The sequence below is a fragment of the Roseburia sp. AF22-2LB genome (genome assembly GCF_003461125.1).
GTDB lineage: Bacteria > Bacillota > Clostridia > Lachnospirales > Lachnospiraceae > Roseburia_C > Roseburia_C amylophila.
This window is the reverse complement of the sequence record NZ_QTWM01000009.1, coordinates 106,144-132,564: the sequence shown is the minus strand read 5'-3', so window position 1 is coordinate 132,564 and position 26,421 is coordinate 106,144. Positions and strand designations below refer to the sequence as shown.

The window sequence follows — 26,421 nt, the reverse complement described above, 5'->3', positions numbered from 1 at the left end:
TAAATCTTTTACAGAATGGGATTAGCCATCAACACGTTTTGTCCTATAACCCTACAAAAAAGATTCCAGCCATAATGGTCTGGAATCTTTTGCTTTCTTATATTTTTTTCGGGTTTAGCCCATCACAGAAAAATGATAGAGTGTCTTGGAACGGAAATTCTCGCCTGCTTTTAAAACAACAGAAGGGAAATGTTCGATATTAATTGCATTTGGATAATGCTGTGTCTCTAAACATACTGCGGAATATGGTGGATAATCTTTGCCATCAATTCCTTTCTGATGAAGGGTATAACAAGGGACATAGAGCTGTACACCCGGCTGGTCGGTAAAGCAGGTCATCCGTATGCCGCTTTCCTTAGACTGTAAAACAGCCGCCTCTCTTAAGCCATCCCCGTTGATTACAAAGTTATGGTCGTAAGTACCACCTAATTTTAACTGGGCATTGTCACAGTGAATGCCGTCACCGATTTTCTTCATCTCACGGAAATCAAATGGGCTTCCCTCCACAGAGAGAAATGCACCGGTAGGACACTGTGTGTCATCCAGTTCTGTAATCGCATCTGCATCAATGCGTAATTCCTGATCTAATACGGTACCGTTTCCTTCCCCATTCAGATTGAAATAACCATGGCTGGTAACAGAGAATACAGTATCCTGATCACAGGCTGCATCGTAAACAATAGATAATTCATTGTCTTCAGACCATCCGTAGGTAACGGAAACTGTAAGGTTACCCGGATAACCTTCTTCTCCATCCGGAGAAATGCGGGTAAAAGTAACTTTATCATCTGTAATTTTTCCGGTCCATACACGCTGACCAAATCCCGTAGGACCACCATGCAGGTGGTTTGGCCCATTATTAATGGCAAGATTGTATTCTTTATCATTTAAGGTAAAGTGCCCTTTGGCGATACGGTTGGCGCATCGACCGACAACAGCTCCCAGGCTGGCATCATCAGCAAGATACTCATCGGCATTCATTAAGCCTAAAATTACATCGGTCAGTTTTCCCTCTTTATTCGGAACCATAATCTTAATAATACGACATCCATAATCCGAAAGTGTAACGGAAGCACCGGATGCATTTTCAATAGTATAAAGGGAAATCGGCTGATTATCTTTGGTCATGCCAAATTCGCTTTTTGTAATTTTCATCTGGAAACTCCTTTCCATAATATTCTAGTGAACATACTGATTATGCCACACTTAGGGCTACATAGCAAGTAGGAAGTGCGGTTTTCGGGTGTTTTCGATTTTCGATGGAAATGGATTTTGAAAACAATTCCAGTTCTTGAACACATAAAGGGAACGTGATATAATAGGCGTTATGAAAACAGAAGTGATAAAAATAGATCAGAATAATATGGATACAGAAGCACTGGAACGTGCAGCCGCAATTATCCGGGATGGAGGGCTGGTGGCATTTCCAACTGAGACGGTATATGGACTGGGCGCAGATGCACTGAGTGCAGAGGCATCGAAGAAAATTTATGCGGCAAAGGGAAGACCATCTGATAATCCTTTGATTGTCCATGTGGCAGAATTTTCAGACATGGAGAAAATCGCACAGGAGATGCCGGAAGAAGCAAAGAAACTTGCAGATGCATTCTGGCCGGGCCCGCTGACCATGATTGTGCGCAAGAATGATAAGGTTCCATATGAAACTACAGGGGGGATGGATACGGTGGCAGTCCGCATGCCAAATCACCCGGTTGCACTGGAACTGATCAGGAGAAGCGGTGGATATATTGCGGCACCGAGTGCCAATACATCCGGTAAACCGAGTCCGACTCTGGCAGAGCATGTAGCATTTGATATGGATGGCAGAATTCCGATGATACTGGATGGGGGTCCTGTGGGAATTGGAATTGAATCCACGATTGTTGATCTGACAGAAGACATACCAATGATTTTAAGACCGGGCTATATTACACCGAAAATGTTAGAAAAGGTAATCGGGGAAGTGAAAATGGATCCTGGAATTATTGCTTCGGATTCGCTGCAGAAGCCGAAAGCACCGGGAATGAAATATAAGCATTATGCACCGAAAGCAGATTTGATTCTGGTAGACGGAGAAGAAGAGAAGGTAGTAGCAAAGATTAATGCTTTGACAAAGGAAGCGGTTCTACTGGGGAAGAAGGTAGGAATCATCGGAACAGACGAAACGATAGACCGTTATCCGGAAGGCGAAGTGGTAAGTATTGGTGCACGCAGTGATGAGGATGCAATTGCAAAGCATTTGTATAAACTGTTGCGGGACTTTGATGAGAAAGAAGTAGATATTATTTACTCTGAGAGTTTTGCAACTCCGCGTATTGGGCAGGCAATTATGAATCGTCTGCTGAAGGCTGCAGGACATCAGGTGATTACAGTTTAGAGGAGGTTTTTATGAAGCCATACAATCGCATTGTATTCGTGGCAGAAAGCGGAACATGCAGGGCACCCATGGCGGCCGGTATTTTTCGGGAATATTCCCTGAATCATCCGGTAGAAGTGCTGGTGAGAGGTCTTGTGGTATTATTCCCGGAACCACTGAATCAGAAGGCAGAAGCTGTTATGATAAGCAATGGCATTAACATGGAAGGTTTTATGTCAAGCCAGATTACAGCAGGGGATTTTGGCGAAGATACATTGGTGCTTACAATGGAAGCACAGCAGAGACAGAAATTATTGGAAATGTTTCCGGAGGCGAAGGAAGAAAATGTCCAGGTACTGACGGAGTTAGTAGGGGATGAACTGGAAATCTTAGATCCTTACGGCGGCACACTTCAGTCATACGGGCTTTGCTTTGAGACCATGAATAAGAGTATAAAAAAATTAGTGAAATTATTAAACGAAGGAGAATGATATGTCAAAAGTATTTGTAATGGATCATCCACTGATTCAGCATAAAATCGGCTGGATAAGAAGAAAAGAAACGGGTTCTAAGGAGTTCCGTACATTAATCAGCGAAATCGCTATGTTAATGTGCTACGAGGCAACCAGGGATTTGAAACTTACCGATATCGAAATCGAGACTCCAATCTGCAGGACAACTGTAAAAGAGTTAAAAGGAAAGAAACTGGCAGTGATACCAATCTTGCGTGCAGGTCTTGGAATGGTAGACGGAATGCTTGCAATGATTCCTGCAGCAAAAGTCGGACACATCGGACTTTACCGTGACCCACAGACATTAAAACCGGTAGAATATTACTGCAAGCTTCCGGAGGATTGCGATGAGCGTGAAGTATTTGTTGTAGATCCGATGCTGGCAACCGGTGGTTCTTCTATAGCAGCCATCCAGATGTTAAAAGACAGAGGTGTAAAGAACATCCGCTTTATGTGTATCATTGCAGCGCCAGAGGGCGTAAAGGCAATGCAGGAAGCACATCCGGACGTAGACATTTATATCGGAGCATTAGATGAGAAATTGAATGAGCACTGCTATATTGTACCAGGACTTGGTGATGCAGGAGACAGAATATTCGGAACAAAATAAGTTCGAAGATATATGAAATGTGAAGGGTTCTTAAGTTGAAAGGCTTGAGAACCTTTTTTACATTACTGTCTGGCGCAGTCCACATCCTTCACTTTGAATACGGCATAAAGCCTGCAAGGGACACTAAGAATTTCGAAAAAGATACAGTCTATTCCGGCAACCGGTGCAAATTCACATCCATGTTCATCTGCACCTCACCGGCACATCCCTGTGCCGGTGTTGCCTAGAAACAGGCGAAATTCCAAGTGCCCCTAACAGCCTTTATCATGTATCCCAAGTGAAGGAAGCGGGCTTCGCCCCGGCAAGTACTTTATTCATCTAAGAACTGTGTCATTTCCGTAAAAATCTCACAGAAACCGTATAAAACCATAAAAAAATATGGTAAAATAGCAACAGAAAAAACGCAGCAAGGAGGAAATAAAATGAGCCAGAAACGGGAAGACTACATTAGTTGGGATGAATATTTTATGGGCGTGGCAATGTTATCCGGAATGCGCTCCAAGGACCCGAATACACAGGTGGGAGCTTGCATTGTCAGCGAGGATAACAAGATTCTTTCCATGGGATACAATGGACTGCCGAAGGGCTGTTCCGATGATGACTTTCCCTGGGTAAGAGAAGGAGCACCGCTTGAGAATAAATACTTTTATACGACACATAGCGAACTGAACGCCATCTTAAATTACCGGGGTGGTTCTTTAGAGGGAGCGAAAATGTATGTGTCACTGTTCCCTTGTAATGAGTGTGCCAAGGCAATCATTCAGGCTGGAATCAAGACCATCGTATATGACAGCGACAAATACCAGAATACTCCGGCAGTTATTGCTTCCAAACGGATGTTAGATGCGGCAGGCGTGCGCTACTATCAGTACACCCACACCAACCGGGAAATAAACATTACCTTGTAATGGACAGGCGAGAAAACAATCAATTGCAGAGGTTTACAACCAATTGAACAAATGACGAAGGTAAGGGAAAAATGTTCTGGTAATATTTGTTAAAAATATGTAAAATTGTAAAATCGTAAAGCTGATTTATAGACATTTTTCATAAAATCTTTATAGACAATTTCCTCAAAAATGATATAATGAGCGTAAGCGAGTCATCATGCTGGCACGTTTTGCAGAGCGTTTCACGAAAATGTAAGGGAAGGAGCTATTCATGAAGAACAGAAATAAAGTGTATGATTCATTGATTTTAATCATGCAGTTCGGTATCAACATGATAGTTCCTATTTTTTTATGTGTTGGACTCGGGGTTTTTATTTACCGAAGATACGGGCATCCGTGGCTGGTGATTCTGCTGTTTTTCCTTGGGGCGGCAGCGGGATTCCAGAATTGCTACCGGATGGCACAGAGGCTTTGGCAGAAAAAAGACACGGGAAAGGTTAAATCAGATGTTAAAAAGGATAAATGATGCATTACCGGAATTGATTCTGGGAATCCTTATATACGAAATTGTGGTGGAATTTACCGGTATCTGGTTTGTAAAGGACAAATTGGGATATTCCATCGGCCTTCTGATTGGAGCAGCAACCGCAATCGGAATGGCAGTCCATATGGCAGTGGTTCTGCGGGACAGCATGGATATGGCAGAATCCGGAAGGACAAGACGGATCGCATTGCAGTATGTGCTGCGGTATCTCGTAGTTGTAGCAGTTTTTTTTGCTACGGCATACTTTGAAATAGGCAATGTGATGGTAGCATTTGTGGGAGTAATGGGATTGAAGGTTGGAGCTTACGTTCAACCCTTTACACATAAAGTAATTTTAAAACTTTTAGGGAGAGGTGATGAATCTTCTTAGGGTGAAGAAAAATATAATATAAGGAGGTGAAAGCGTGGATAACGGAATTTTAGCAGCGGGTGCCCAGGATATAGATTTTATGATTCATGGACTGTTTTCCTATAAGATTTTCGGACATGAGGTATGGATTACGACTTCTCATGTATGTATTCTGATAATTATGCTGATACTGATTGCCTTTTCGTTTATTGTAAAACACAAGATGAAAGCGGCAACGGAGGTACCGGGCGGATTCCAGAACGTAGTAGAACTTATGGTGGAAAAATTAGATGGCGTGGTTGACGGTGTCATGGGGAAAAATGCACCGAAGCTGGTGAATTACATCAGCACCATTTTTATCTTTATTCTCATGAGTAATATATCTGGATTATTCGGGCTAAGACCGCCTACCGCAGATTATGGAACGACACTGGCGTTGGGACTTATCACCTTTTCGCTTATCCATATCTGCCAGATAAAGTACCAGAAACCAAAGAAAATCTGGGAAGATATGTGTTCGCCGTTACCACCATGGCTGCCACTGTGGCTGCCAATCAATATCATCAGCGAGATTGCCGTGCCGATTTCCCTGTCACTTCGTTTGTTTGCAAACGTATTATCAGGAACCGTAATGATGGCATTGGTCTATGGACTGTTGTCCAAGATTGCAATTGTCTGGCCGGCAGCGCTTCATGTGTACTTTGATTTGTTCTCAGGAGCAATTCAGACGTATGTATTCTGTATGTTGACTATGACATATGTGAACCAGCAGATGGAAACAGAATAGAACAGTATAAGGAGGATTTATAATTATGAACATTACAGGACAGGATTTAATTTTAGCATGCTCAGCAATTGGTGCAGGACTTGCAGTTATCGCAGGTATCGGACCTGGTATTGGACAGGGTATTGCAGCAGGACACGCAGCAGCAGCTGTAGGCCGTAACCCGGGAGCAAAGGGAGATATTATGTCAACCATGCTTCTTGGACAGGCAGTAGCAGAGACTACCGGTCTTTATGGTCTGTTGATTGCAATGCTTCTGCTTTTCGTAAAACCACTGGTATAAAGTGCGAAGGAATGATTACGAAAAGAAAGGAGGCACAGCAGGAAGAAAATGACCAGATTATTTAATCTTGATTTTCAGTTATTGCATGATACCATCCTTATGGCGATATCCGTTTTCGTATTGTTTACCGTAATGTCTTATAACCTTTTCGAGCCGGTTCGTAAGATGTTAAAGGGACGTCAGGAGAAGATAAAGACGGAACTGGAATCTGCGGCAAGCGACCAGGCAGAAGCAGCAGAATTAAGACAGCAGTATGAAGAGAAGCTTAAGAACGTCGATAAAGAGGCGGAGGTTATCTTAAGTGAAGCCAGAACCAAAGCCCTGCGCAATGAGAACCGCATCATTGGCGAGGCAAAGGAAGAGGCTGCGCGGATTATCCGGCGTGCCAATGAAGAGGCAGAACTGGAGAAAAAACGCGTGATGGATGAGATGAAACAGGAAATGATAGAAATTGCATCTATGATGGCAGGCAAAGTGGTAGCCGCATCCATTGATACAACAATACAGGATGCCCTCGTGGAAGAAACCTTGAAAGAGATGGGTGATACAACATGGCAAAATTAGTTTCCAAAACATACGCAGATGCATTGTTTGAACTCGCCGTGGAAAAGGGATGTGAAGATGCATGGTTAGAAGATGCGAAAGCACTTCTTGAGATTCTCCATGAGAATGAGGAACTGGCAAAATTGATGAATCATCCACAGATTGTAAAAGAAGAGAAGATTCAGATCATTGAAAACATATTCAAGGGAAAGACCGCGGACGAGATCGTGGGATTGATGTGCCAGCTGATAGAAAAAGACCACTTTAAAGATATGGAAAGCGTATTTGCATGCTTTGTGGATTCCGTAAAAGAATATAAAAATATCGGAACGGCATATGTCATTTCTGCGATGGAGCTGTCAATGCAGCAGAAAGACGAAATCGTAAAGAAACTATTAGAAACCACACATTATGTAGAAATTGAAATGAATTATGAGGTGGATGCATCACTCATTGGAGGAATGGTCATCCGCATAAAAGACAGGGTAGTGGACAGCAGTATCAAAACCAGGCTGCAGAAGCTAACCAGTGAATTATCCAAAATACAGTTGAAAGTAGGTGAAACCGCTTCATGAAATTGAAACCAGAAGAAATCAGTTCCGTTATCAAAGAGCAGATCGAGCGGTATGCATCCCAGTTGGAAGTGGCAGACGTAGGAACTGTCATTCAGGTGGCAGATGGAATTGCACGAATTCATGGCCTTGAAAATGCAATGCAGGGAGAACTTTTGGAATTCCCGGGCGAAGTATATGGAATGGTGCTGAACTTAGAGGAAGATAATGTAGGTGCGGTTCTGTTAGGAGATAAGCGTTCCATCAACGAAGGTGATACCGTAAAGACCACCGGACGTGTAGTAGAGGTTCCGGTCGGAGATGCATTACTGGGACGAGTAGTAAATGCGCTGGGTCAGCCGATTGATGGAAAAGGACCGATTGAGACGGAGAAATACCGCCAGATTGAACGTGTGGCATCCGGTGTTATTTCCAGAAAATCTGTAGATACACCATTACAGACCGGTATTAAGGCAATTGATTCCATGGTGCCGATTGGACGTGGACAGCGTGAGCTTATCATCGGAGATAAGCAGACCGGTAAAACAGCAATTGCGATTGATACCATCATTAACCAGAAGGGACAGGGCGTAAAATGTATTTACGTTGCCATCGGTCAGAAAGCATCTACCGTAGCATCCCTGGTAAAAACATTAGAAGAATTCGGTGCATTAAGCTATACTACAGTTGTTGTATCAACAGCAAGTGAGCTGGCACCATTACAGTATATTGCACCGTATGCAGGCTGTGCAATAGGTGAAGAGTGGATGGAGAACGGAGAAGATGTATTAATCGTTTATGACGATTTGAGCAAGCATGCCGCTGCATACCGTACCCTTTCCTTACTGCTTAAGAGACCACCAGGACGTGAGGCTTATCCGGGAGACGTATTCTATCTGCATTCCAGATTATTAGAGCGCGCAGCAAGACTTTCCGATGCTTTGGGTGGAGGTTCCCTGACCGCGCTGCCGATTATCGAGACACAGGCAGGAGATGTATCCGCATACATTCCGACCAACGTAATTTCCATTACAGACGGTCAGATTTATCTGGAAACAGATATGTTTAATGCAGGTTTCCGTCCGGCAATCAATGCAGGACTTTCCGTATCCCGGGTTGGTGGAGCTGCGCAGATTAAGGCAATCAAGAAAATTGCAGCACCAATCCGAGTAGAGCTGGCACAGTATCGTGAGCTGGCAGCATTTGCACAGTTTGGTTCCGAACTGGATGCTGATACCAAAGAGAAATTAGCACAGGGTGAAAGAATCCGTGAAATGTTGAAACAGCCACAGTATCAGCCGATGCCGGTGGAAAAACAGGTAGCAATTATCTATGCTGCAACCAAGAAATATTTACTGGATATTCCGGTGGATGAAATTCTGGCATTTGAAAAAGCATTATTAGAGCTCATTGATACCAAGTATCCGGAGATTTTCGAATCCATTCGTGAAACAAAGCAGTTAGACGAAGAAACAGAGCAGAAATTAATTACAGCAATTGAAGCATGTAAGAAAGAATTCAAATAGGCATGTAATATGGTAAAAGGCGGTGAGAGACTATGGCGTCCATGCGTGATATAAAGCGGCGCAAAAGCAGTATTTCCAGCACACAGCAGATTACAAAGGCCATGAAGCTTGTTTCTACCGTAAAACTGCAGAAGGCGAAGGGACATGCAGAACAGGCAAATCCGTATTTTAATTATATGTATCAGACCGTAACTTCCATGCTGGCAAAGAGCGGTTCCATCAATCATCCGTACCTTACCGGTAAAGATTCCGGGCAGAAGGCAGTGATTGTAATTACCTCGAACCGTGGACTGGCAGGAGGCTATAATGCGAATGTTGTAAAGCTGATTACAGAGAGTGACCTTCCAAAGGACAGGCTTTCCATTTATGCAGTTGGTAATAAGGGAAGAGAGTCCTTAGAACATAAGGGATATTCCATTGTAAAGGAACTTCCGGAGCTGATAGAGACACCGGCTTATGATGAGGCGTCCGCATTAGCAAAGGAAGTGCTGGCAGCCTATGAAAAAGGTGAGGTTGGCGAAATTTACCTTGCTTATACACATTTTAAGAATACGGTGGTACATGAGCCGAAATTAATCAAGCTTCTTCCGGTGGATATCGAAGATATGCCGAAGCAGGAAGAAGATAATGTGCTGATGAATTATGAACCAAACCAGGAGGAGGCGCTTAATTTAATCATACCAAAGTATGTAACGAGCCTTCTTTATGGAGCACTGGTAGAAGCAGTAGCCAGTGAAAATGGTGCAAGAATGCAGGCAATGGATTCTGCAACCAGCAATGCAGAGGATATGATCAGTGACCTGTCACTGAAGTATAACCGTGCCCGTCAGGGTTCCATTACACAGGAGCTGACAGAGATTATAGCCGGAGCATCGGCAATTTCTTAATCATATCTATAAGAATAGAGAATAAGGAGTGATAGAAAAAGATGGCAGAAACAAATATTGGAAAAATCACTCAGATAATAGGTGCTGTATTGGATATTAAATTTACCGAAGGAAAGCTTCCGGCAATTAACGAAGCAATCCGTATTACCAGAAAAGATGGTGAAGTTCTGGTAGTAGAGGTATCACAGCATTTAGGAGATGATGTCGTACGTTGTATTGCCATGGGACCTACCGACGGCTTAATCCGTGGTATGGATGCAGAGGCAACCGGTGCACCGATTTCCGTGCCGGTCGGCGAGCATACCTTAGGCAGAATGTTTAACGTATTAGGCGAGCCAATTGATAATGAGGCTCCACCACAGGATGTGGAATATATGCCGATTCACCGGAAAGCCCCAAGCTTTGATGAACAGGCAACTTCTACAGAAATGTTAGAGACAGGAATCAAGGTTGTTGATCTTCTCTGCCCGTACCAGAAGGGTGGAAAAATCGGACTTTTTGGTGGCGCAGGAGTAGGAAAAACCGTATTGATTCAGGAATTGATTCATAATATCGCAACCGAGCATGGTGGATATTCCGTATTTACCGGTGTAGGTGAGCGTACCCGTGAGGGAAATGACCTTTATTATGAAATGAAGGAATCCGGAGTTATTGATAAGACCACCATGGTATTCGGTCAGATGAACGAGCCGCCTGGAGCACGTATGCGTGTAGGTCTTACCGGACTTACCATGGCGGAGTATTTCCGTGATAAAGGTGGAAAGGATGTACTGTTATTCATTGATAACATTTTCCGTTTCACACAGGCAGGTTCTGAGGTGTCCGCACTGTTAGGACGTATGCCTTCCGCAGTAGGATACCAGCCGACCTTACAGACTGAGATGGGTGCATTGCAGGAGCGTATCACTTCTACCAAGAATGGTTCCATTACATCTGTTCAGGCAGTCTATGTACCGGCGGATGACCTTACTGATCCGGCTCCGGCAACTACATTTGCCCATCTGGATGCCACTACTGTACTGGATCGTTCTATCGTAGAGCTTGGTATTTATCCGGCAGTAGACCCACTTGGTTCTACATCCAGAATCCTTGACCCTCGTATTGTAGGGCAGGAGCATTTTGAGGTAGCCCGTGGAGTACAGGAGATTCTTCAGAAATATAAAGAATTACAGGATATTATTGCAATCCTTGGTATGGATGAGCTGTCAGAAGAGGACAAGCTGGTAGTAAGCCGTGCAAGAAAAGTACAGCGTTTCTTGTCACAGCCATTCTTCGTAGCAACCCAGTTTACCGGTCTTGATGGAAAATATGTACCGGTGGCCGAGACCATCCGCGGCTTCCGTGAAATCTTAGAAGGAAAGCATGATGATGTACCGGAGAGCTATTTCCTGAATGCCGGAAGTATTGACGAAGTACGTGCCCGTATGAAGTAAGGGGTGAAGCCATGGCAGACGAGAAGAAAGCATTTGAGGTAGAAATCATTACCCCGGAGAGAATCTTTTATATCGGGGAAGCAACCATGATAGAATTCAATACAACAGAAGGAGAAATCGGTGTCTATCCGGACCACATTCCGCTGACAACGGTGCTTGCTCCCGGTGTTGTGACCATTACCAATGGCGAAGATGTAAAAGAAGCTGCGGTTCATGCAGGCTTTGCAGAGATTTTGGGCGATAAGGTAACACTGCTGGCAGAGATTGCCGAGTGGCCGGATGAAATCGATGAGAAGCGTGCCGAGGCAGCAAAAGAGCGTGCCGAAGCCCGTATTGCAGCTAAGGCTGCAGATACAGATATGCTTCGTGCGGAATTTGCATTGCGTAAGGCGCTGGTGCGAATTGAAGTGAAACACTAAAAACGGTGTATACAAAAGATAAAATATGATGTAAGGAAGATACCCTCTTTACCGTAGAAACCGGCAGAGAGGGTATTTTTTACTTTACAGGAAATTACTTTCCTGTAAAGTAAAAAACGCTCCGCGAGGATGCACACTGCGGCGTATAAGGTAGATGTCGCAAGCGACCGCCGCAGGCGCGAGAATGTGCCGAGGCACATTCTTTGTTTCCTTTACAAGAAACTGTTTTCTAGTAGAGTGAAAAAGGGGATATGTTTTAAGAAAGGCTTCTACATAGTTTATAATAATTTAAGAAAATATTTATACCATACCATAGGGGAAAGCTATATAATGAATTTCAAACAGAATGAAAAGGATGAAGAAACAGTTTATGAGTGAAAACAGAATGCCGGAAGAAAAACGTATCCTGCGGGGATTATCAAAGGAAGAAGTAGAAGAACGCTTTATAGAAGGATTTGTAAATAAAACAGACATCAGCACGGAGAAGAGCACAAAGGAAATCGTAAAGTCCAATGTATTTACATACTTTAACTTTATTTTCTTGGTCATTACGATTCTGCTTTGTGTGGTCGGTTCTTTCCGGAACCTGACTTTCCTGCCAATCATCATCGGAAATACGCTGATTGGAATTATTCAGGAATTGCGGGCGAAGAAAGTCTTAGATAAGATGAGTCTTCTGAATGCACCCCATGCCATTGTTATCCGGGATGGAGAGCAGAAGAAAATTTTATCGGAGCAGCTGGTGAAGGATGATGTCATTTTACTGACTGCAGGAACCCAGATTTGTGCAGACGCCGTTGTTCTGGAAGGTACGATTCAGGTAAATGAATCATTGCTGACCGGAGAAGCCGATGAAATTGAGAAAACACCGGGAAGCAGGCTGATGTCCGGAAGCTTTGTGGTATCCGGAGAATGTTATGCGAGACTGGAGAAGGTAGGAAAGCATTCTTACATTTCCAGGCTGACTGCAGAAGCAAAAGCGATGGGAAATGAAGAACAGTCCGAGATGATTCGCTCTATTAACCAGTTGGTAAAATGGATTGGTATTGTGATTATTCCGATTGGAATCATTTTATTCTGGCAGGGCTATATCGTAAATGGAGAGACTTTCCAGAAGAGCATCGTTTCCATGGTGGCAGCAATTATCGGAATGATACCGGAGGGCTTGTATCTTCTGACAACCATAGCCCTGGCACTTGGAACCATGCGGTTGGCAAAGCGGCATGTACTGCTCCATGACATGAAGAGTATCGAAGCACTGGCAAGAGTTGATGTGCTCTGTGTCGATAAAACCGGAACCATAACGGAAGCCGGTATGGAAGTGGCAAAAATTGTTCCGGCGAAGGATGCGGAAAATACATTTCTTCAGTCTCTGCTTCGGGATTATGCGTCAGCAGTGCCGGATAATAATGCTACTATGGAAGCAATTCGTGATCATCTGGAGCGGAAGGGCAAAGATAAGGATATAGATAAAGATAAAGATACAGATATCGATAGAAATGGTAATATAGATGAAACTCCGGAGACACAGAACTTTGTGACTGCCCGGCGGAAAGCACTGGAGGTTATGCCGTTTACTTCTGCGACAAAATACAGTGGTGTTGTATTTGAGGATGGAAAATATCTTCTGGGTGCACCGGAATTTGTCATGGGAAATGCCTTTGAAGAAATTGCAGATGAGATCAGGGAATATACGAAAAAAGGTTATCGTGTGCTTTTGCTGGCAAAATATTCGGGCAGTGATATCAAGGGAACCCTGACCGAAAAACCGGAGCCGCTGGGTTATGTGATTCTTTCCAATCCAATTCGTGAAAATGCGAAGAAGACCTTTGGTTATTTTAAGACTCAGGGTGTAGCAGTGAAAGTAATTTCCGGTGATAACCCGGAGACCGTATCCGAAGTGGCACGATGTGCCGGAATCGAGCATGCGGAGAAATATGTGGATGCAGGCACACTGGATACCGATGAGAAAATTTATGATGCGGCAGACCGCTATACCGTATTTGGACGGGTAACTCCGAAACAGAAGCAGAAGCTGGTACATGCATTGCAGGATGCGGGACATACCGTAGCAATGACCGGCGATGGAGTTAACGATATTCTGGCAATGAAGGATGCGGATTGCAGCGTGGCAATGGCGTCTGGAAGTGAAGCAGCAGCACAGGCGGCGCAGGTAGTTCTTTTAGATTCCGATTTTGCCCATATGCCGGATGTGGTATCAGAAGGACGGCAGGTAGTAAACAATGTGCAGCGTTCTGCCAGCCTGTTTCTGGTAAAAAATATATTCTCACTGTTAATGGCAATCTTTGCAGTGGTATCGACAATTACTTATCCGTTAGAGCCGGCACAGATTTCCCTCATCAGTATGTTTACCATTGGGGCACCGGGATTCTTACTGGCATTGGAGCCAAACCGCAACCGTATTGAAGGGCGGTTTTTACGGAAAGTATTATTAAAAGCATTTCCGGCAGGACTGACCGATGTATTAATCGTTGGTTCGCTGGTAGTCTGCGGAGAAGTATTTTCTATACCTGCCTCCGATGTGGCAACCGCATCCACCATGCTTTTATGTGTTGTAGGATTTATGATTCTGATTAAAATCAGCCATCCGATGAATAAGTTTAAATATGGAATTTTAATTTTTAATATCGCCGGGCTGCTTTTCTGCGGCATCTGCTTAAACCAGTTATTTGCCATGAGCCAGATGTCTAAGATTAGTATTCTTCTGATGATTGTATTTGCTTTTGCTGCAGAGTCACTGTTCCGTTACCTGACAATCGGGGTGGAAGGAATTGCAAAATTCATCAGTTCACGGGCACATCGCGGTGCTCCACAGAAGTAGAGAATACAATTAGTGTTTTGGTTCGTCCGAAATGCTGCAGTTCGTTGATGAAGTGGTCAAGCTGGATGGTAGTCTGAAACATGACTTCCACCAGCATGGCATAATCACCGGTGACACAATTACATTCAATCACATTGGGAATTCTATCGATGAAAGGGTAGAATTCCTTTTTTTGTGCGGGTTCCACCTCAAGATTAATGAAAGCCTTAATGTGATAGCCAAAGAGCATGGGATTTACAGTGGCATGATAGCCGGTTAAAATCCCTCGTTTTTCCAACCGCTCAATCCGGGCAGAAACCGCAGGGGAAGATAAAAAGACTTCCTTTGCAATATCCTTGACCGGAGTGCGGGCATTTTCCTGTAAGATTCGGATGATGCTTTTGTCAATGTTGTCTAATTCTTTTTCCATAGAGGCTCCTTTCGTTCTCATACAGCGTTTTGCTTTCACTCATTGTAGCACAAAAGTATTTCTCTGAAAAGACAGACACTTAAGAAAATAAAAAAAACAACAAACAATATTAAAATAATTAATCAAAACTACACTAAAAACAAATATAAAGCATGTTTTGACTTAAAACTATTTACCTTCTGGTCAAAGAGTGCTAGTCTTGGACAGAACCAAAAAACAAAAAATAAAAATTGAAAACAAACCCTTGTGACAATGGCGTCAGGACAGGATAAGACTGTCTTGACGCTATTTGCGTTACTAAGTAGGGTTAAAAAAATAAGAAAGAGAGAGGGAAACATCATGACAGAAGAAATGCGTATGGAATCCGATTCAATTGGAACAATGGAAGTGCCAAAGGAGGCTTATTATGGCGTACAGGCTTTGCGGGCAAAACAGAATTTTCCGATTACAGGACAGCGTCTGCATCCTGCATTTATCCGCAACCTTGCAAAAGTAAAGAAGGCAGCGGCACAGAGTAATCGGAATGCGCTGGCTCTTCCGGCAGATAAGGCAGAAGCAATTATAAGAGCCTGTGATGAAGTGATTCGTGGATGTTTTGCCGATGAATTTATTGTAGATGCTATTCAGGGTGGCGCCGGAACCAGTGCCAATATGAACATGAACGAGGTGCTGGCAAACCGTGCCAATGAATGGATGGGAGGAAGAAAAGGTGATTATAGCCGGATTCACCCGAATGACCATGTGAATATGTCCCAGTCCACCAATGATGTGATTCCAACAGCCGGAAAACTTACGGTGCTGGAACTGTTAAAACCGTTGCTGGCAGAACTGGATGAACTGGAGAGGGAGCTTCGGATTAAAGCAGCAGAATTTGATGGAATCTTAAAAATGGGAAGAACGCAGCTTCAGGATGCAGTGCCGATGCGCCTCGGACAGACCTTTCATGCCTATGCAACCATGGTAAAACGTGATTATGAGCGGCTGAAAGAAGTAAGATGTGAAATGTTTACTGTAAATCTGGGGGGGACCGCAATTGGAACTGCCATCAATGTTTCTCCGGCATATTTATCTAACGTGGTGCCGACACTGGCAAAGATAACCGGTTATCCACTGAAGCAGGCAGAGGATTTATTTGATGCTACAGAGAATCTGGATGGATTCGTGATGGTATCCGGTGCACTGAAAGCATGTGCCGTAGACCTTTCAAAAATGTGTAACGATTTAAGACTGTTATCCTCCGGACCAAGAACCGGGTTTGGTGAAATTAACCTTCCGGCAAGACAGAATGGTTCTTCTATTATGCCGGGCAAAGTAAATCCGGTTATTCCGGAAGTGGTAAGCCAGGTAGCGTTCCATGTCATTGGAAATGACACAGCAATTACCATGGCGGCAGAGGCAGGACAGATGGAACTGAATGCTTTTGAGCCGGTGGTATTTTACAGCCTTTTTGATTCCATTGACACTTTAAAAGAAGCGGTTGAGACACTGACAAAGAATTGTATACATGGAATCACAGCCAATGAGGCACACTGCCGCAGTCTGGTAGATAAGAGTGTTGGCATTTCCACAGCACTTTGCCCGTATCTTGGATATAAGGAATCTGCCGACATCGCAAAGACAGCACTCCGGGAGAACAAGAGCGTAAGAGAAATCGTTTTGGAACGGAAGCTGATGAGTGAAACGGATTTAGAGCATGTGCTGAATCCGGAAATGATGACAGAAGTACATTTTGAACAGAGAAAAGCAATGTAGCCAATATAAAAATAACAGAAGCAGCGTCACGATTGCGGAAAAGCGAAAGTCTTATTCCACGAAACCGGATGCTGCTTTTTTTCTGGTGGAATAATAGAAGAAAAAATTTCATACCTGCATGCAGATTTAACGAGTGCTGAAATAATTTTAGGAACGCACAAAGATACAAAACAGTCTGCGTTTTATTGAAAAAAGCGGCGGATTATATTATGATATGAAGTATAAAAAGTGTGTAAATAATAAGCAAAAACAAGTAGGAGGAAAACGTATGGAAGCGTCCAAAGTATATTATACCAGTTTTAAAACCAGCGGCTCAGAAAATTTGTTGCAGAAGCTGCGTCGCCTTTGTATTACAGCTGGAATGAAAAATATTGATTTTGAAGATAAATATGCAGCAATTAAGATTCATTTCGGAGAGTTAGGAAATCTTGCATTTCTGCGTCCGAATTATGCCAAAGTAGTTGTGGATCTTGTAAAAGAATGTGGAGGAAAAGCATTTCTTACGGATTGCAATACCCTTTATGTAGGAAGTAGAAAGAATGCACTGGATCATATGGATACAGCATATGAAAACGGATTTACACCATTTTCCACCGGATGCCATGTGATTATCGCAGATGGGCTGAAAGGAACGGACGAAGCACTGGTTCCGGTAGATGGGGAATATGTGAAGGAAGCCAAAATTGGAAGAGCCGTGATGGATGCAGATGTATTTATTTCCCTGACACATTTTAAAGGACATGAGGGGGCCGGATTTGGCGGTGCTTTAAAAAATATTGGAATGGGCTGTGGTTCCCGTGCCGGAAAAATGGAAATGCATTGCTCCGGCAAACCGGCGGTAGACCAGAGCCTGTGTGTAGGCTGTGGAGCCTGTGTAAGAATCTGTGCCCATGATGCACCACATATCACAGATGGCAAGGCAGGTATTGATGAAAATAAATGTGTGGGCTGTGGCAGATGTATCGGCGTATGCCCAAAAGACGCAGTCAATCCAACCAACTGGGATGCATCCAATCTTTTGAATTACCGGATTGCAGAGTATTCCAAGGCAGTCTGCCAGAACCGCCCGTGTTTCCATATTTCACTGGTATGTGATGTGTCACCGAACTGCGACTGCCATGCAGAAAATGATATTCCTATCATCCCGGATGTAGGAATGTTTGCATCCTTCGATCCGGTAGCACTGGACATGGCATGTGCAGATGCCTGCAATAAGCAGCCGGTAGTACACGGCAGTGTATTGGAAGAACAGATGCAGCATGTTCATGAGAAAGACCATTTTCATATGGTGCATCCGGATACCAACTGGGAATCCTGTGTAGAGCATGCAGAAAAAATCGGACTTGGAACCCGGAACTATGAGTTAATTCAGATTTAAACGAATTTCGATACGGAAGAGATTTTATGTATTGTTTTTGTTTTCTGGATTTATCCAACGATTTCCAAAAGCAGAACACAGCTGCTTCTAATTCAGACATTTTTATTTTTCTTATAGCGTCCTGTCTTTCCAATGTTTGACAGTATACTTCCGGCGGTTCGTCTGCATACGGATACCATTTATGCAGTCTGTTAGGGACTCTTAGAATTTCGACAGCAACCGGCAACGCTGGCGCAGGGACGTGCCAGCGAGGCGCAACTGAACATGGATGTGAATTTGCGCCGGTTGCCGCAAAATATAGATTGTATATCGAAATTCTTAGAGTCCCTTGCAGACATAATGTTGGTATCCGTAGCAGGCGGACAGTCGGAAGTATCCGGTCAAAGCAACCGGAAAGACAAAACGGCAGAAAGCAAAAATGTCTGAAAGAAGCAGGCGTATTCTGCTTAAAAGAAAATCTAATGGATAAAACCAGAAAACAAAATTACAATACCCTAAAAATTTCTTTCGCATCTAAAATAGAAAAAAAGGAGAACAATATGAGGGGACAAAAAATAAGAGCAAAGCTACAAGCACTATTACTGGCAGCATGTATGGGGGTATGCAGTCTGCAGGTAACAACAGCATCCGCAGCAGAAGAAAAGCCGAAGTCGGTGGATATCGTATTTACCCATGATACCCATTCCCATTTGAACAGCTTCCGTACGGTAGTAGATGGAGAAAATGTGGAAGCAGGCGGATTTGCACGAATCAAAACAGTCATTGATGAGAAGAAGGAAGAAAATCCGGATACGCTGGTGGTAGACGGTGGTGATTTTTCCATGGGAACACTGTTCCAGACAGTTTATGAAGAAGAGGCATCTGAGCTTCGGATGTTGGGCTATCTTGGCTATGATGCAACGACCTTTGGAAACCATGAATTTGATTATCGAAGCAAAGGCTTAGCGCAGATGCTTGATACAGCGGCAGCCAGCGGTGATGTAGTGCCGTCCCTGCTGGTCTGTAACGTTGACTGGTCAGAGATGAATGATGAGAGACAGCTTTTAAAAGATGCCTTTGATCATTATGGTGTAAAGGATTATGAAGTCATCGAGAAGGGCGGTGTAAAAATCGCATTGCTTGGAGTATTCGGCAAGGATTCCCTTTCCTGTGCACCAACCTGCGCGCTTGAGTTTAAAGATCCAATCGAGGCGGTGAAGGAGACTGTGGCAACCATAAAGGAAAAAGAAGATGTGGATATGATAGTCTGCCTCTCCCACAGTGGAACCAGTGAAGACCCAAAGAAATCCGAGGATGAACTTCTTGCAAAGGCAGTGCCGGAGCTGGATGTTATCATCAGCGGACATACCCATACCACATTGGAAGAGCCGATTATACAGGGAAATACTGCAATTGTTTCTGCCGGAGAGTATGGAATCAATGTTGGAACCATGCATTTAGCACAGAATAAGGAAGGACGCTGGGAGGTAGAAGATTATAAGCTTATTCCAATCCGGCCGGATATAGAGGCAGATGAAGCAGCCCAGGAGAAGATAGATACTTTCGAAGCCAATATTGATGAAGTATATTTAAAACAGTTTGGATATACTGCATCGGAAGTATTATGTGAGAATGAATATGAATTTGCATCTGTAGATGATTTGTATGAGGAACATACGGAGCACAATCTGGGGGATCTCATGGCGGATGCCTATATTTACGGGGCAACCCATACGAGGGATTATGATGGAGAAGAAATTGATGTGGCAGTCGTTCCAAGCGGAACTGTCCGTGATACCTATGTGCCGGGGGATGTTACGGTAACAGATGTCTTTAACTCCTTCTCCCTTGGAATCGGGGCAGATGGTGTGCCGGGTTACCCACTGATTAAGGTATACCTGACCGGAAAAGAATTAAAGACGGTAGCAGAGATTGATGCTTCCATTTCTGATTATATGACAACGGCAAGACTTTACTGCTCCGGACTGAATATGACCTATAATCCGAACCGTCTGATATTAAACCGGGTAACAGATGTATATCTGACGAAGAATGATAAGAGAGAAGAAATTGAAGATGACAAATTATACTGCGTCGTAGCTGACCTTTACAGCGGCCAGATGCTTAGTGCAGTAACGGATATGTCGTATGGCCTGCTTTCCATTGTGCCAAAGAATGCAGATGGAAGTAAAGTAGAAGATTTTGAAGACTGCATTATTTATGATGGTGACCAGGAATTAAAGGCATGGATATCCATTGCCCGCTATATGGAATCCTTTGAAGAAGGAGAAAATGGTATTGCAGAGATGCCGGAATATTATAATGGACTTCATGACCGCAAGGTGGTAGATGATGATAAGAGCCTTGGCGCAAGACTGAAAAATCCGAATAAATATGCAGCAATGATTGTGGGAGTTGTTCTTGTGGTACTCCTTGTTCTGATTTTCATAATTGTATTGATTGTCAAAGTCATACGCCGCATCCGCAGAAGAAAATTGAAAAAAAGTTAACACATGAGTGGAAGTGTGGTATGCTATAGAACAGATGAAAAAAGTTTGGAGTAGTTAGAGAGTGCGAGATAAGTTTGACTTAAAAGAATTGACAAATGAAATACCTTTGGGAGAGTTCTTAAAATATGAGGAGCCGGTTCTGGTATCGAGAACTAATGCGGTAAGTGGAAAACTGCTGCTGGCTTCGGAAATGTCGAGATTTGACACGGTAGGTTATGATTGTGCAGCTGTCTGTATCAATGACATGTATGCAATGGGAGCAAAACCACTTCTCTTTTATGATAATATTTCCTGTGCCCGTCCCAAGTTTGAATATATCCGGGACATGGAAGCGGGTATGGAAAATGGCTGCCGGCAGGGAAATGTGACTTATGCCGGAAGTGAAATTAAGGAGCTTTCCGATATTTTCTCTTATGATCAGTATGATCTGGTTGGCTTTATTGCCGGAGTTGTAGAGAAAAAGAAGAAAATAGGAATAGCACAGGTGAAAGCTGGAGATGTTATTATTGGACTTCCATCCAATGGACTTCATAATAACGGCTATGTGGCAGCCCGGAGAAAACTATATCTGACGAAGACTTCTATGGAAATCTATTATGAATCATTAGGTTCTACGTTAGGAGATTTGCTTCTGGCACCGACCCGTATGTACCGGGATGCCATGGAAGCATTGCTTCAGAGTGAGATAGAAATCAAATCCTGCGTACAGGTGGCTCATGGAGGTATTGATAAGGCAGTACATACTCTGATGCATAATGCTGCCGGTGCAGTGATAAAGCAGCGGGAAGAAGATATTCCACCACTTTACGATATGCTGCATAAAGATGGTAATATCAGCAAAGAGCAGATGAGAAATATTTTTAATATGGGAATCGGAATGCTGATACTGGTGGCAGAAGAAGATACAGACCGGGTGGTAGAACTGTTAGAAGCAGCGGGAGAAGAACCGGTGGAATTAGGTCTTGCAGAGACAGGCTCGGACATTGTACGATATATATAGCCAAGGTGAAGGGAGAATATCATGAGTACACAGGACAAACTGGAGAGGGTATTACGGGATATACATGTATTAATATCCAGAAGTGAACTTTATGACAATACCGGTGAGAAGATTATTGTTGAGAAGAAGAAAATGTTTGAATATCTCAATCATCTGAATGCCTGTATTTACGAGATGATGGATGAATATGAAGTGACGCAGCAGAGCAGGGACAAGGCAGAACGGGAGGCACGCAAAAAAGGCGATGCCATGATTTTTAAAGCAAGCCGGAATGCTGAAGATGTCTATGCAGCCGCTGTGTTGTATACCGATGATGCCCTTCAGCGGATACAGCATATTATGCAGGATACAACAGATGCCCTTCAGGATATTCTGAAGAAAGCCCAGGATGATATGAAGACCCAGAAGGTGGTTATCCGGGAGAACCAGTCAGAGCTTAAGAGCCAGCTTCAGGATATGGTAGATACCGAAAAGTATCTGAAATTAATCGAAGAACGTAACCACGAACTGGAAAAGGAACGTGAAAAAGAGAAGAAAGAGCCGAGGGAAGAAAAGAAATCCTCATATCAGGCAATCAAGCCGGAAATCCGGATTAATCCGGAATACTTTAAGAAAGCCGGAATTCCTTTAGAGGATGAAGAACCGGAGGAAGATGCGGCCGAAGGAAAGAAAGAGATTCCGGAAGTTACGGTGGATCTGGATGCAGAGTACTTCAAGTGGAAAGCAAAAGAAAAAGATAACAAAAAGAAATAGAACTACGTAAACCAAATTGCAGGAAGGACTTTAGAGAAGTTCCTCCCTGCAATTTTTTAATTTGTCATATGTGGCAAGAATATCCACATTTCCTTTTTCCAATTGTTTTTTAATAATCTCAATATAGATGACGCCTTTGTTTATTAATTTTTCATCACCGCTGTTGATGCAGGATTCCAGATAAGCAAAGAGTGGATTCTGAGTTTCGCAGTTGGCGGCAAGCTCAGCGAGTACTTCTTTGCTGGTAGATAACTCTACCAGATTAATCGGCTCGGTCTGGATAATAAACCCGCCGGATAATTCCTCCGAATAGAAGGTATCGTCTTCTTTGGCAGTATGAATAAAAGGAAGCAGGCTGGATTTACGCAGGGTGCTGACCTGATGCAGATTGGCAAGTTCTCGTATCATGCGGTAGAGAATGAAACCGGCGGCAATTCCATAGAGAATAAGAAAATACATCTCACTGGTGAGCACCGCAAGCTTCCGGTAACCGATAATGCCAATGACAATCAGGGCAAGCAGGCAGGCACAGGGGCGGAACCACAGGCTGCTGATTAATGCTTTCCGGAAGGAGGATAAATCTTTTTCCTTTAAAGGAATAAAGGTATAATGCTTCTTCATAAACAATCCTTTCAAAAATAATCAATCATAAAACAGATATTTTCACAACAAAATGCTATGAAAGATACGAATTTAATATAGTATAACACAATTTTAAAGGTTTTTTAAGAAAAGTACGCTTTTCCTATTAAGAAAAATCTGATACGCTATAGATAATTATGAGGTAGTTTATGTGTTCGCAGTATGAAGTATTCAAAAATCAGTAAAGATAGAGCATGAGGACAGGAGGACGAAATGAATATACTGGTATGTGATGATGATAAAGAAATTGTAGAAGCAATCGAGATTTACCTGCAACAGGAAGGCTATCATGTCTTGAAAGCATATGATGGAGAACAGGCACTGGATATGCTTAAGAAAAATGAGGTGCATCTTCTGATTATTGATGTCATGATGCCGAAACTGGATGGTATCCGGGCAACTTTAAAGATTCGGGAGGAAAGCAGCATTCCAATTATTATTTTATCAGCAAAATCCGAGGATTCTGATAAAATCTTAGGACTTAACATCGGTGCTGATGATTATGTGACCAAGCCATTTAACCCGCTGGAACTGGTAGCAAGAGTAAAATCACAGCTTCGCCGTTATACCCAGCTTGGCAATGTCAGCGAAAGCAATGAGACAGTATATCAGGTTGGCGGTCTTATGATTAATGATGATTTGAAAGAAGTCACCGTGGATGGTGAATTAGTGAAGCTTACTCCGATTGAATATAATATTCTTCTGCTTCTGGTAAAGAATCAGGGTAAAGTATTTTCTATTGAACAAATTTATGAAAATATCTGGAATGAAGATGCAATTGGTGCAGATAACACCGTTGCTGTTCATATCCGTCATATCCGTGAAAAGATTGAAATTAATCCGAAGGAGCCAAGATACTTAAAAGTAGTATGGGGTGTTGGATATAAAGTTGAGAAGAATTAACGAAGGAAAGCAAATATGAAGAACAGACACTATGGAAATGTATGGAAAAATACCATTATTCTCCTGCAGTTACTGTTTTCTGTCCTGCTGCTGATGTCCGTCTTTATGGTAGCGGCATTAAACGGAAAGCACATGATAGACATGGATAATCTGACGAATCAGAGCTATGTGGATTCCAGTTACTACAGCTATGTCTATGAACAGAAGGTAACGGAACTGACTAATTTCTTAATGACCCGGAAAAATTTTGAGACCAACGGGGAATACGATTCGGAGAAACCGGTCAATGTTATCAAATACGCAAGAAGCGGCATTATCCGTAACGACGCAGAAGAAAGCTATACCATGACACTGGTGCGGAATGGTGCCTCGGCATACTGGATGTATGATGACAGCAGTATCTCCAATGCAGAAGAATATGACGGGGAAAATGACAAGGCACAGTTTGAAAATTATACCTTAAGTGATCTGGTGGCATGGTCGAAGGAAGGCTATGTACAGTATTCTGATAAAATTGAGGAAAAATATCTGCCACAGAGCGGTATTTCCATTGCCCAGGGCATACAGGAGGGCAGGCTTACGGAAGAGGAAGGACAGGAGCTGTATCAGGCACTGGCAAAGACCTTGGATCGTATCGGCCAGGAAGAAACTGCCTACCGGAAAGCACTGAATGAATTTGATGATTCTGAGACGAATTTATCTTATGTCTTTATTGAAAATGAGCAGGTTATCTACACAAATATGTTAGAGGATACGGAAGAAGATATTACCTCTTATGTATTCGGAGACAAAGCACATAACCTTTTGGATTACGGAAAAGAAAAGGGAAGCTATCTCTACTGTAATGATAAAGATTTGAAATTCCGCAGCAATGTAAAGGGAATGGAAGATTATTATTACAAATACATTGATGGAACCATGTCTGGCATAGGAAATAATGCAGTCTTTCTGGTGGCAGTAGATACCACATTCCCAAATGAAGATGGATTTACAATAGCAAAATCGGAATTTATGACGCTGCATCCCTGGGGCATGATTTCGATTGTAACCATTGTGGTAAGTCTTTTGGGCTGGATTGTAACACTGGTTTATCTTACCCTTGCAGCAGGACGCAATAATAAGGATGATAAGATTCATTTAAACTGGATTGACCATATTAAGACGGAATTTTTCTTTTTGATATTTATTGTATTTTCTGTGCTGATATTGGTTTTAAGCTTTTCTGCGGCATCCTATGAGTGGGATATTCCGGGAATGCTTGTGGTAGTAGGAGTGATTTCCTTTATCTATGACGGCGTGTTCCAGATTTTCTATACCAGTGTTATCCGGCGGATGAAAGCCGGCGTGTTCTGGGAATACAGCTTTACCAACTGGGTATATGTCAGCACTTTGCGAGTACTTGGAACATGGAAAGCATCGGTGCGTGTCATTGTTACCTTTGTATTTAATGCGTTGTTATTTTTGTTTTTGGCGTATCAGTTCTTTACAAGAAGACATTTGTTAGGTGGAATTCTTCTGGCACTTCAGATTATTGTTATCGGTGTAATCTATCTCCGGGATGTAGTACAGAAGCAGGAAATCATGAAGGGAATCAGACAGATTACGGAAGGAGATTTATCCTATAAGATTCCGTTAGAGAATCTTCACAGCGACAGCAAAAAGCTGGCAGAGGCAGTAAACAGCATTGGAGACAGCCTGCATCTTGTGGTGGAAGAGAATACCAAAAACGAGCGTATGAAGGCAGACTTAATCACCAATGTATCCCATGATATCAAGACACCGCTGACTTCTATTTTGAATTATGTAAACCTTATGAAAATGGAGAAGCCGGAAAGTGAGCGGATGCAGAATTATCTGAATGTACTGGAAGAAAAATCCCAGCGGTTAAGGCAGCTTACAGAAGATCTGGTAGAGGCATCACGAATCAGCTCCGGAAATATTACACTTCAGATGACAAGAATTAATTTTGTGGAACTGATTTACCAGACTGCAGGTGAATTTAATGAGAAATTCGAAGCCAAGGATTTGACCACGATTACAAAGCTGCCGAAGGAATCCGTTGTCATTATGGCAGACGGCAGACGAATCTGGCGTGTGGTAGAGAACCTTTATAACAATGTGGCAAAATATGCCATGGCACATACCAGAGTCTATGTGACCATGGAGACATCGGAGCAGAAGGTAATCTTCTCTATTAAAAATATTTCCGAGCAGCCACTGCATGGAAGTGCGGCAGAGCTGACGGAGCGTTTTGCAAGAGGAGACGAATCCAGAACCACGGAAGGAAGCGGACTGGGACTTTCCATTGCCCAGAATCTTACCACGATTATGGGCGGAACCTTTGAAGTAACTCTGGACGGTGATTTATTCTCTGTTACCATTACCTTTCCGCTGGCATAATAAGGAACCTTGCAAACCGTGGGGAATCCTTGAAAAGGGTTGATTTTTAACAGACGTTTCTTTATAATAACGAATTAGAAAAAGAGTATCGGCGGTGGCTTTTTCCCCGCCGATTTCTTCCTATATAGGAAGAGGTATAAAATAGTAATCAGTTCAGAAAACAGGA

The 26,421-nt window shown here is 43.0% G+C and carries 26 protein-coding genes; 23 read left to right on the top strand and 3 right to left on the bottom strand.

Annotation, left to right across the window (positions count from 1 at the left end; genetic code table 11):
- Nucleotides 1-114: 114 nt before the first annotated feature.
- The gene (locus DWX96_RS12600) at nt 115-1,155 is read right to left on the bottom strand and encodes an aldose epimerase family protein (RefSeq protein WP_118057584.1); all 1,041 of its coding nucleotides are present in this window, start codon (nt 1,153-1,155) and stop codon (nt 115-117) included.
- A 172-nt stretch (nt 1,156-1,327) separates the two neighbouring features.
- Between DWX96_RS12600 and DWX96_RS12595 the strand changes: the two genes are divergently transcribed.
- The 15 genes from DWX96_RS12595 to DWX96_RS12525 all read left to right on the top strand — a co-directional run bounded on the left by DWX96_RS12595 (nt 1,328) and on the right by DWX96_RS12525 (nt 14,529).
- Nucleotides 1,328-2,377, top strand: a complete 1,050-nt coding sequence (locus DWX96_RS12595; protein ID WP_117698872.1) for an L-threonylcarbamoyladenylate synthase — start codon at nt 1,328-1,330, stop codon at nt 2,375-2,377.
- A gap of 11 nt (nt 2,378-2,388) precedes the next feature.
- Complete coding sequence (locus DWX96_RS12590; protein ID WP_117698873.1) at nt 2,389-2,847, top strand: arsenate reductase/protein-tyrosine-phosphatase family protein; 459 nt, start codon at nt 2,389-2,391, stop codon at nt 2,845-2,847.
- Between the two features lies 1 nt (nt 2,848).
- Nucleotides 2,849-3,478, top strand: a complete 630-nt coding sequence (gene upp, locus DWX96_RS12585) for a uracil phosphoribosyltransferase (protein WP_117698874.1) — start codon at nt 2,849-2,851, stop codon at nt 3,476-3,478.
- 422 nt (nt 3,479-3,900) lie between these two features.
- A complete protein-coding gene (locus DWX96_RS12580) occupies nt 3,901-4,386 on the top strand; it encodes a deoxycytidylate deaminase (RefSeq protein WP_118057585.1) in 486 nt (161 codons plus the stop codon).
- A gap of 253 nt (nt 4,387-4,639) precedes the next feature.
- Entirely contained in the window at nt 4,640-4,894 is a 255-nt protein-coding gene (locus DWX96_RS12575) for an AtpZ/AtpI family protein (RefSeq protein WP_022242837.1), read from the top strand.
- A complete protein-coding gene (locus DWX96_RS12570) occupies nt 4,875-5,282 on the top strand; it encodes a hypothetical protein (protein ID WP_118057586.1) in 408 nt (135 codons plus the stop codon). The genes DWX96_RS12575 and DWX96_RS12570 overlap by 20 nt, the downstream gene beginning before the upstream one ends.
- 79 nt (nt 5,283-5,361) lie before the next feature.
- Nucleotides 5,362-6,048, top strand: coding sequence for a F0F1 ATP synthase subunit A (atpB, locus tag DWX96_RS12565; protein WP_117698891.1), 687 nt, complete (start codon nt 5,362-5,364; stop codon nt 6,046-6,048).
- Between the two features lie 25 nt (nt 6,049-6,073).
- Nucleotides 6,074-6,328, top strand: a complete 255-nt coding sequence (atpE, locus tag DWX96_RS12560; protein WP_007890533.1) for an ATP synthase F0 subunit C — start codon at nt 6,074-6,076, stop codon at nt 6,326-6,328.
- Nucleotides 6,329-6,376: 48 nt separating this feature from the next.
- Nucleotides 6,377-6,892, top strand: coding sequence for a F0F1 ATP synthase subunit B (gene atpF, locus DWX96_RS12555; protein WP_117698877.1), 516 nt, complete (start codon nt 6,377-6,379; stop codon nt 6,890-6,892).
- Nucleotides 6,880-7,446, top strand: a complete 567-nt coding sequence (atpH, locus tag DWX96_RS12550) for an ATP synthase F1 subunit delta (protein WP_118057587.1) — start codon at nt 6,880-6,882, stop codon at nt 7,444-7,446. The genes atpF and atpH overlap by 13 nt, the downstream gene beginning before the upstream one ends.
- Entirely contained in the window at nt 7,443-8,948 is a 1,506-nt protein-coding gene (atpA, locus tag DWX96_RS12545; protein WP_118057588.1) for a F0F1 ATP synthase subunit alpha, read from the top strand. Before atpH ends, atpA begins: the two co-directional genes overlap by 4 nt.
- A 32-nt stretch (nt 8,949-8,980) precedes the next feature.
- Complete coding sequence (atpG, locus tag DWX96_RS12540) at nt 8,981-9,835, top strand: ATP synthase F1 subunit gamma (protein ID WP_118057589.1); 855 nt, start codon at nt 8,981-8,983, stop codon at nt 9,833-9,835.
- Nucleotides 9,836-9,876: 41 nt separating this feature from the next.
- Complete coding sequence (gene atpD, locus DWX96_RS12535; RefSeq protein WP_117841866.1) at nt 9,877-11,268, top strand: F0F1 ATP synthase subunit beta; 1,392 nt, start codon at nt 9,877-9,879, stop codon at nt 11,266-11,268.
- An 11-nt stretch (nt 11,269-11,279) separates the two neighbouring features.
- Nucleotides 11,280-11,687 (top strand): ATP synthase F1 subunit epsilon, encoded by a 408-nt coding sequence (atpC, locus tag DWX96_RS12530; protein WP_118057590.1) that lies wholly within the window; start codon nt 11,280-11,282, stop codon nt 11,685-11,687.
- A gap of 370 nt (nt 11,688-12,057) precedes the next feature.
- Entirely contained in the window at nt 12,058-14,529 is a 2,472-nt protein-coding gene (locus DWX96_RS12525) for a cation-translocating P-type ATPase (protein ID WP_242988797.1), read from the top strand.
- Here the strand turns inward: DWX96_RS12525 and DWX96_RS12520 are convergent.
- Nucleotides 14,492-14,938 (bottom strand): Lrp/AsnC family transcriptional regulator, encoded by a 447-nt coding sequence (locus DWX96_RS12520; RefSeq protein ID WP_022242847.1) that lies wholly within the window; start codon nt 14,936-14,938, stop codon nt 14,492-14,494. The genes DWX96_RS12525 and DWX96_RS12520 overlap by 38 nt on opposite strands.
- A 339-nt stretch (nt 14,939-15,277) precedes the next feature.
- On the opposite strand from DWX96_RS12520, the gene DWX96_RS12515 reads away from it, so the two are divergent.
- The 6 genes from DWX96_RS12515 (at nt 15,278) to DWX96_RS12495 (ending at nt 22,310) form a co-directional block, all read left to right on the top strand.
- Complete coding sequence (locus tag DWX96_RS12515; protein ID WP_118057591.1) at nt 15,278-16,690, top strand: aspartate ammonia-lyase; 1,413 nt, start codon at nt 15,278-15,280, stop codon at nt 16,688-16,690.
- A gap of 268 nt (nt 16,691-16,958) precedes the next feature.
- Complete coding sequence (locus tag DWX96_RS12510; RefSeq protein ID WP_117841868.1) at nt 16,959-18,068, top strand: DUF362 domain-containing protein; 1,110 nt, start codon at nt 16,959-16,961, stop codon at nt 18,066-18,068.
- Nucleotides 18,069-18,332: 264 nt separating this feature from the next.
- Nucleotides 18,333-18,494, top strand: a complete 162-nt coding sequence (locus tag DWX96_RS14300) for a hypothetical protein (RefSeq protein ID WP_158561854.1) — start codon at nt 18,333-18,335, stop codon at nt 18,492-18,494.
- A 113-nt stretch (nt 18,495-18,607) separates the two neighbouring features.
- Nucleotides 18,608-20,557, top strand: coding sequence for a bifunctional metallophosphatase/5'-nucleotidase (locus DWX96_RS12505; protein ID WP_118057592.1), 1,950 nt, complete (start codon nt 18,608-18,610; stop codon nt 20,555-20,557).
- A 61-nt stretch (nt 20,558-20,618) separates the two neighbouring features.
- Entirely contained in the window at nt 20,619-21,557 is a 939-nt protein-coding gene (purM, locus tag DWX96_RS12500) for a phosphoribosylformylglycinamidine cyclo-ligase (RefSeq protein ID WP_118057593.1), read from the top strand.
- 21 nt (nt 21,558-21,578) lie between these two features.
- Nucleotides 21,579-22,310 carry a hypothetical protein gene (locus tag DWX96_RS12495; protein ID WP_118057594.1) on the top strand — a complete coding sequence of 244 codons (732 nt, stop codon included), beginning with the start codon at nt 21,579-21,581 and terminating at the stop codon, nt 22,308-22,310.
- 30 nt (nt 22,311-22,340) lie between these two features.
- Here DWX96_RS12495 and DWX96_RS12490 read toward each other — a convergent pair whose 3' ends face one another.
- A complete protein-coding gene (locus tag DWX96_RS12490; RefSeq protein ID WP_022242853.1) occupies nt 22,341-22,931 on the bottom strand; it encodes a hypothetical protein in 591 nt (196 codons plus the stop codon).
- A 234-nt stretch (nt 22,932-23,165) separates the two neighbouring features.
- Here DWX96_RS12490 and DWX96_RS12485 point away from each other — a divergent pair, with 234 nt between their 5' ends.
- Nucleotides 23,166-23,855, top strand: a complete 690-nt coding sequence (locus DWX96_RS12485) for a response regulator transcription factor (RefSeq protein WP_022242854.1) — start codon at nt 23,166-23,168, stop codon at nt 23,853-23,855.
- 15 nt (nt 23,856-23,870) lie between these two features.
- Complete coding sequence (locus DWX96_RS12480; protein WP_118057596.1) at nt 23,871-26,255, top strand: HAMP domain-containing sensor histidine kinase; 2,385 nt, start codon at nt 23,871-23,873, stop codon at nt 26,253-26,255.
- The last annotated feature ends 166 nt before the right edge of the window (nt 26,256-26,421 follow it).

Bases quoted from the DNA above. Each gene is read 5' to 3' on its own strand.
- DWX96_RS12600 (WP_118057584.1), bottom strand. From the start codon at position 1,155: ATGAAAATTACAAAAAGCGAATTTGGCATGACCAAAGATAATCAGCCG.
- DWX96_RS12595 (WP_117698872.1), top strand. From the start codon at position 1,328: ATGAAAACAGAAGTGATAAAAATAGATCAGAATAATATGGATACAGAA.
- DWX96_RS12590 (WP_117698873.1), top strand. From the start codon at position 2,389: ATGAAGCCATACAATCGCATTGTATTCGTGGCAGAAAGCGGAACATGC.
- upp (WP_117698874.1), top strand. From the start codon at position 2,849: ATGTCAAAAGTATTTGTAATGGATCATCCACTGATTCAGCATAAAATC.
- DWX96_RS12580 (WP_118057585.1), top strand. From the start codon at position 3,901: ATGAGCCAGAAACGGGAAGACTACATTAGTTGGGATGAATATTTTATG.
- DWX96_RS12575 (WP_022242837.1), top strand. From the start codon at position 4,640: ATGAAGAACAGAAATAAAGTGTATGATTCATTGATTTTAATCATGCAG.
- DWX96_RS12570 (WP_118057586.1), top strand. From the start codon at position 4,875: ATGTTAAAAAGGATAAATGATGCATTACCGGAATTGATTCTGGGAATC.
- atpB (WP_117698891.1), top strand. From the start codon at position 5,362: ATGATTCATGGACTGTTTTCCTATAAGATTTTCGGACATGAGGTATGG.
- atpE (WP_007890533.1), top strand. From the start codon at position 6,074: ATGAACATTACAGGACAGGATTTAATTTTAGCATGCTCAGCAATTGGT.
- atpF (WP_117698877.1), top strand. From the start codon at position 6,377: ATGACCAGATTATTTAATCTTGATTTTCAGTTATTGCATGATACCATC.
- atpH (WP_118057587.1), top strand. From the start codon at position 6,880: ATGGCAAAATTAGTTTCCAAAACATACGCAGATGCATTGTTTGAACTC.
- atpA (WP_118057588.1), top strand. From the start codon at position 7,443: ATGAAATTGAAACCAGAAGAAATCAGTTCCGTTATCAAAGAGCAGATC.
- atpG (WP_118057589.1), top strand. From the start codon at position 8,981: ATGGCGTCCATGCGTGATATAAAGCGGCGCAAAAGCAGTATTTCCAGC.
- atpD (WP_117841866.1), top strand. From the start codon at position 9,877: ATGGCAGAAACAAATATTGGAAAAATCACTCAGATAATAGGTGCTGTA.
- atpC (WP_118057590.1), top strand. From the start codon at position 11,280: ATGGCAGACGAGAAGAAAGCATTTGAGGTAGAAATCATTACCCCGGAG.
- DWX96_RS12525 (WP_242988797.1), top strand. From the start codon at position 12,058: ATGAGTGAAAACAGAATGCCGGAAGAAAAACGTATCCTGCGGGGATTA.
- DWX96_RS12520 (WP_022242847.1), bottom strand. From the start codon at position 14,938: ATGGAAAAAGAATTAGACAACATTGACAAAAGCATCATCCGAATCTTA.
- DWX96_RS12515 (WP_118057591.1), top strand. From the start codon at position 15,278: ATGACAGAAGAAATGCGTATGGAATCCGATTCAATTGGAACAATGGAA.
- DWX96_RS12510 (WP_117841868.1), top strand. From the start codon at position 16,959: ATGGAAGCGTCCAAAGTATATTATACCAGTTTTAAAACCAGCGGCTCA.
- DWX96_RS14300 (WP_158561854.1), top strand. From the start codon at position 18,333: ATGGATGTGAATTTGCGCCGGTTGCCGCAAAATATAGATTGTATATCG.
- DWX96_RS12505 (WP_118057592.1), top strand. From the start codon at position 18,608: ATGAGGGGACAAAAAATAAGAGCAAAGCTACAAGCACTATTACTGGCA.
- DWX96_RS12495 (WP_118057594.1), top strand. From the start codon at position 21,579: ATGAGTACACAGGACAAACTGGAGAGGGTATTACGGGATATACATGTA.
- DWX96_RS12490 (WP_022242853.1), bottom strand. From the start codon at position 22,931: ATGAAGAAGCATTATACCTTTATTCCTTTAAAGGAAAAAGATTTATCC.
- DWX96_RS12485 (WP_022242854.1), top strand. From the start codon at position 23,166: ATGAATATACTGGTATGTGATGATGATAAAGAAATTGTAGAAGCAATC.
- DWX96_RS12480 (WP_118057596.1), top strand. From the start codon at position 23,871: ATGAAGAACAGACACTATGGAAATGTATGGAAAAATACCATTATTCTC.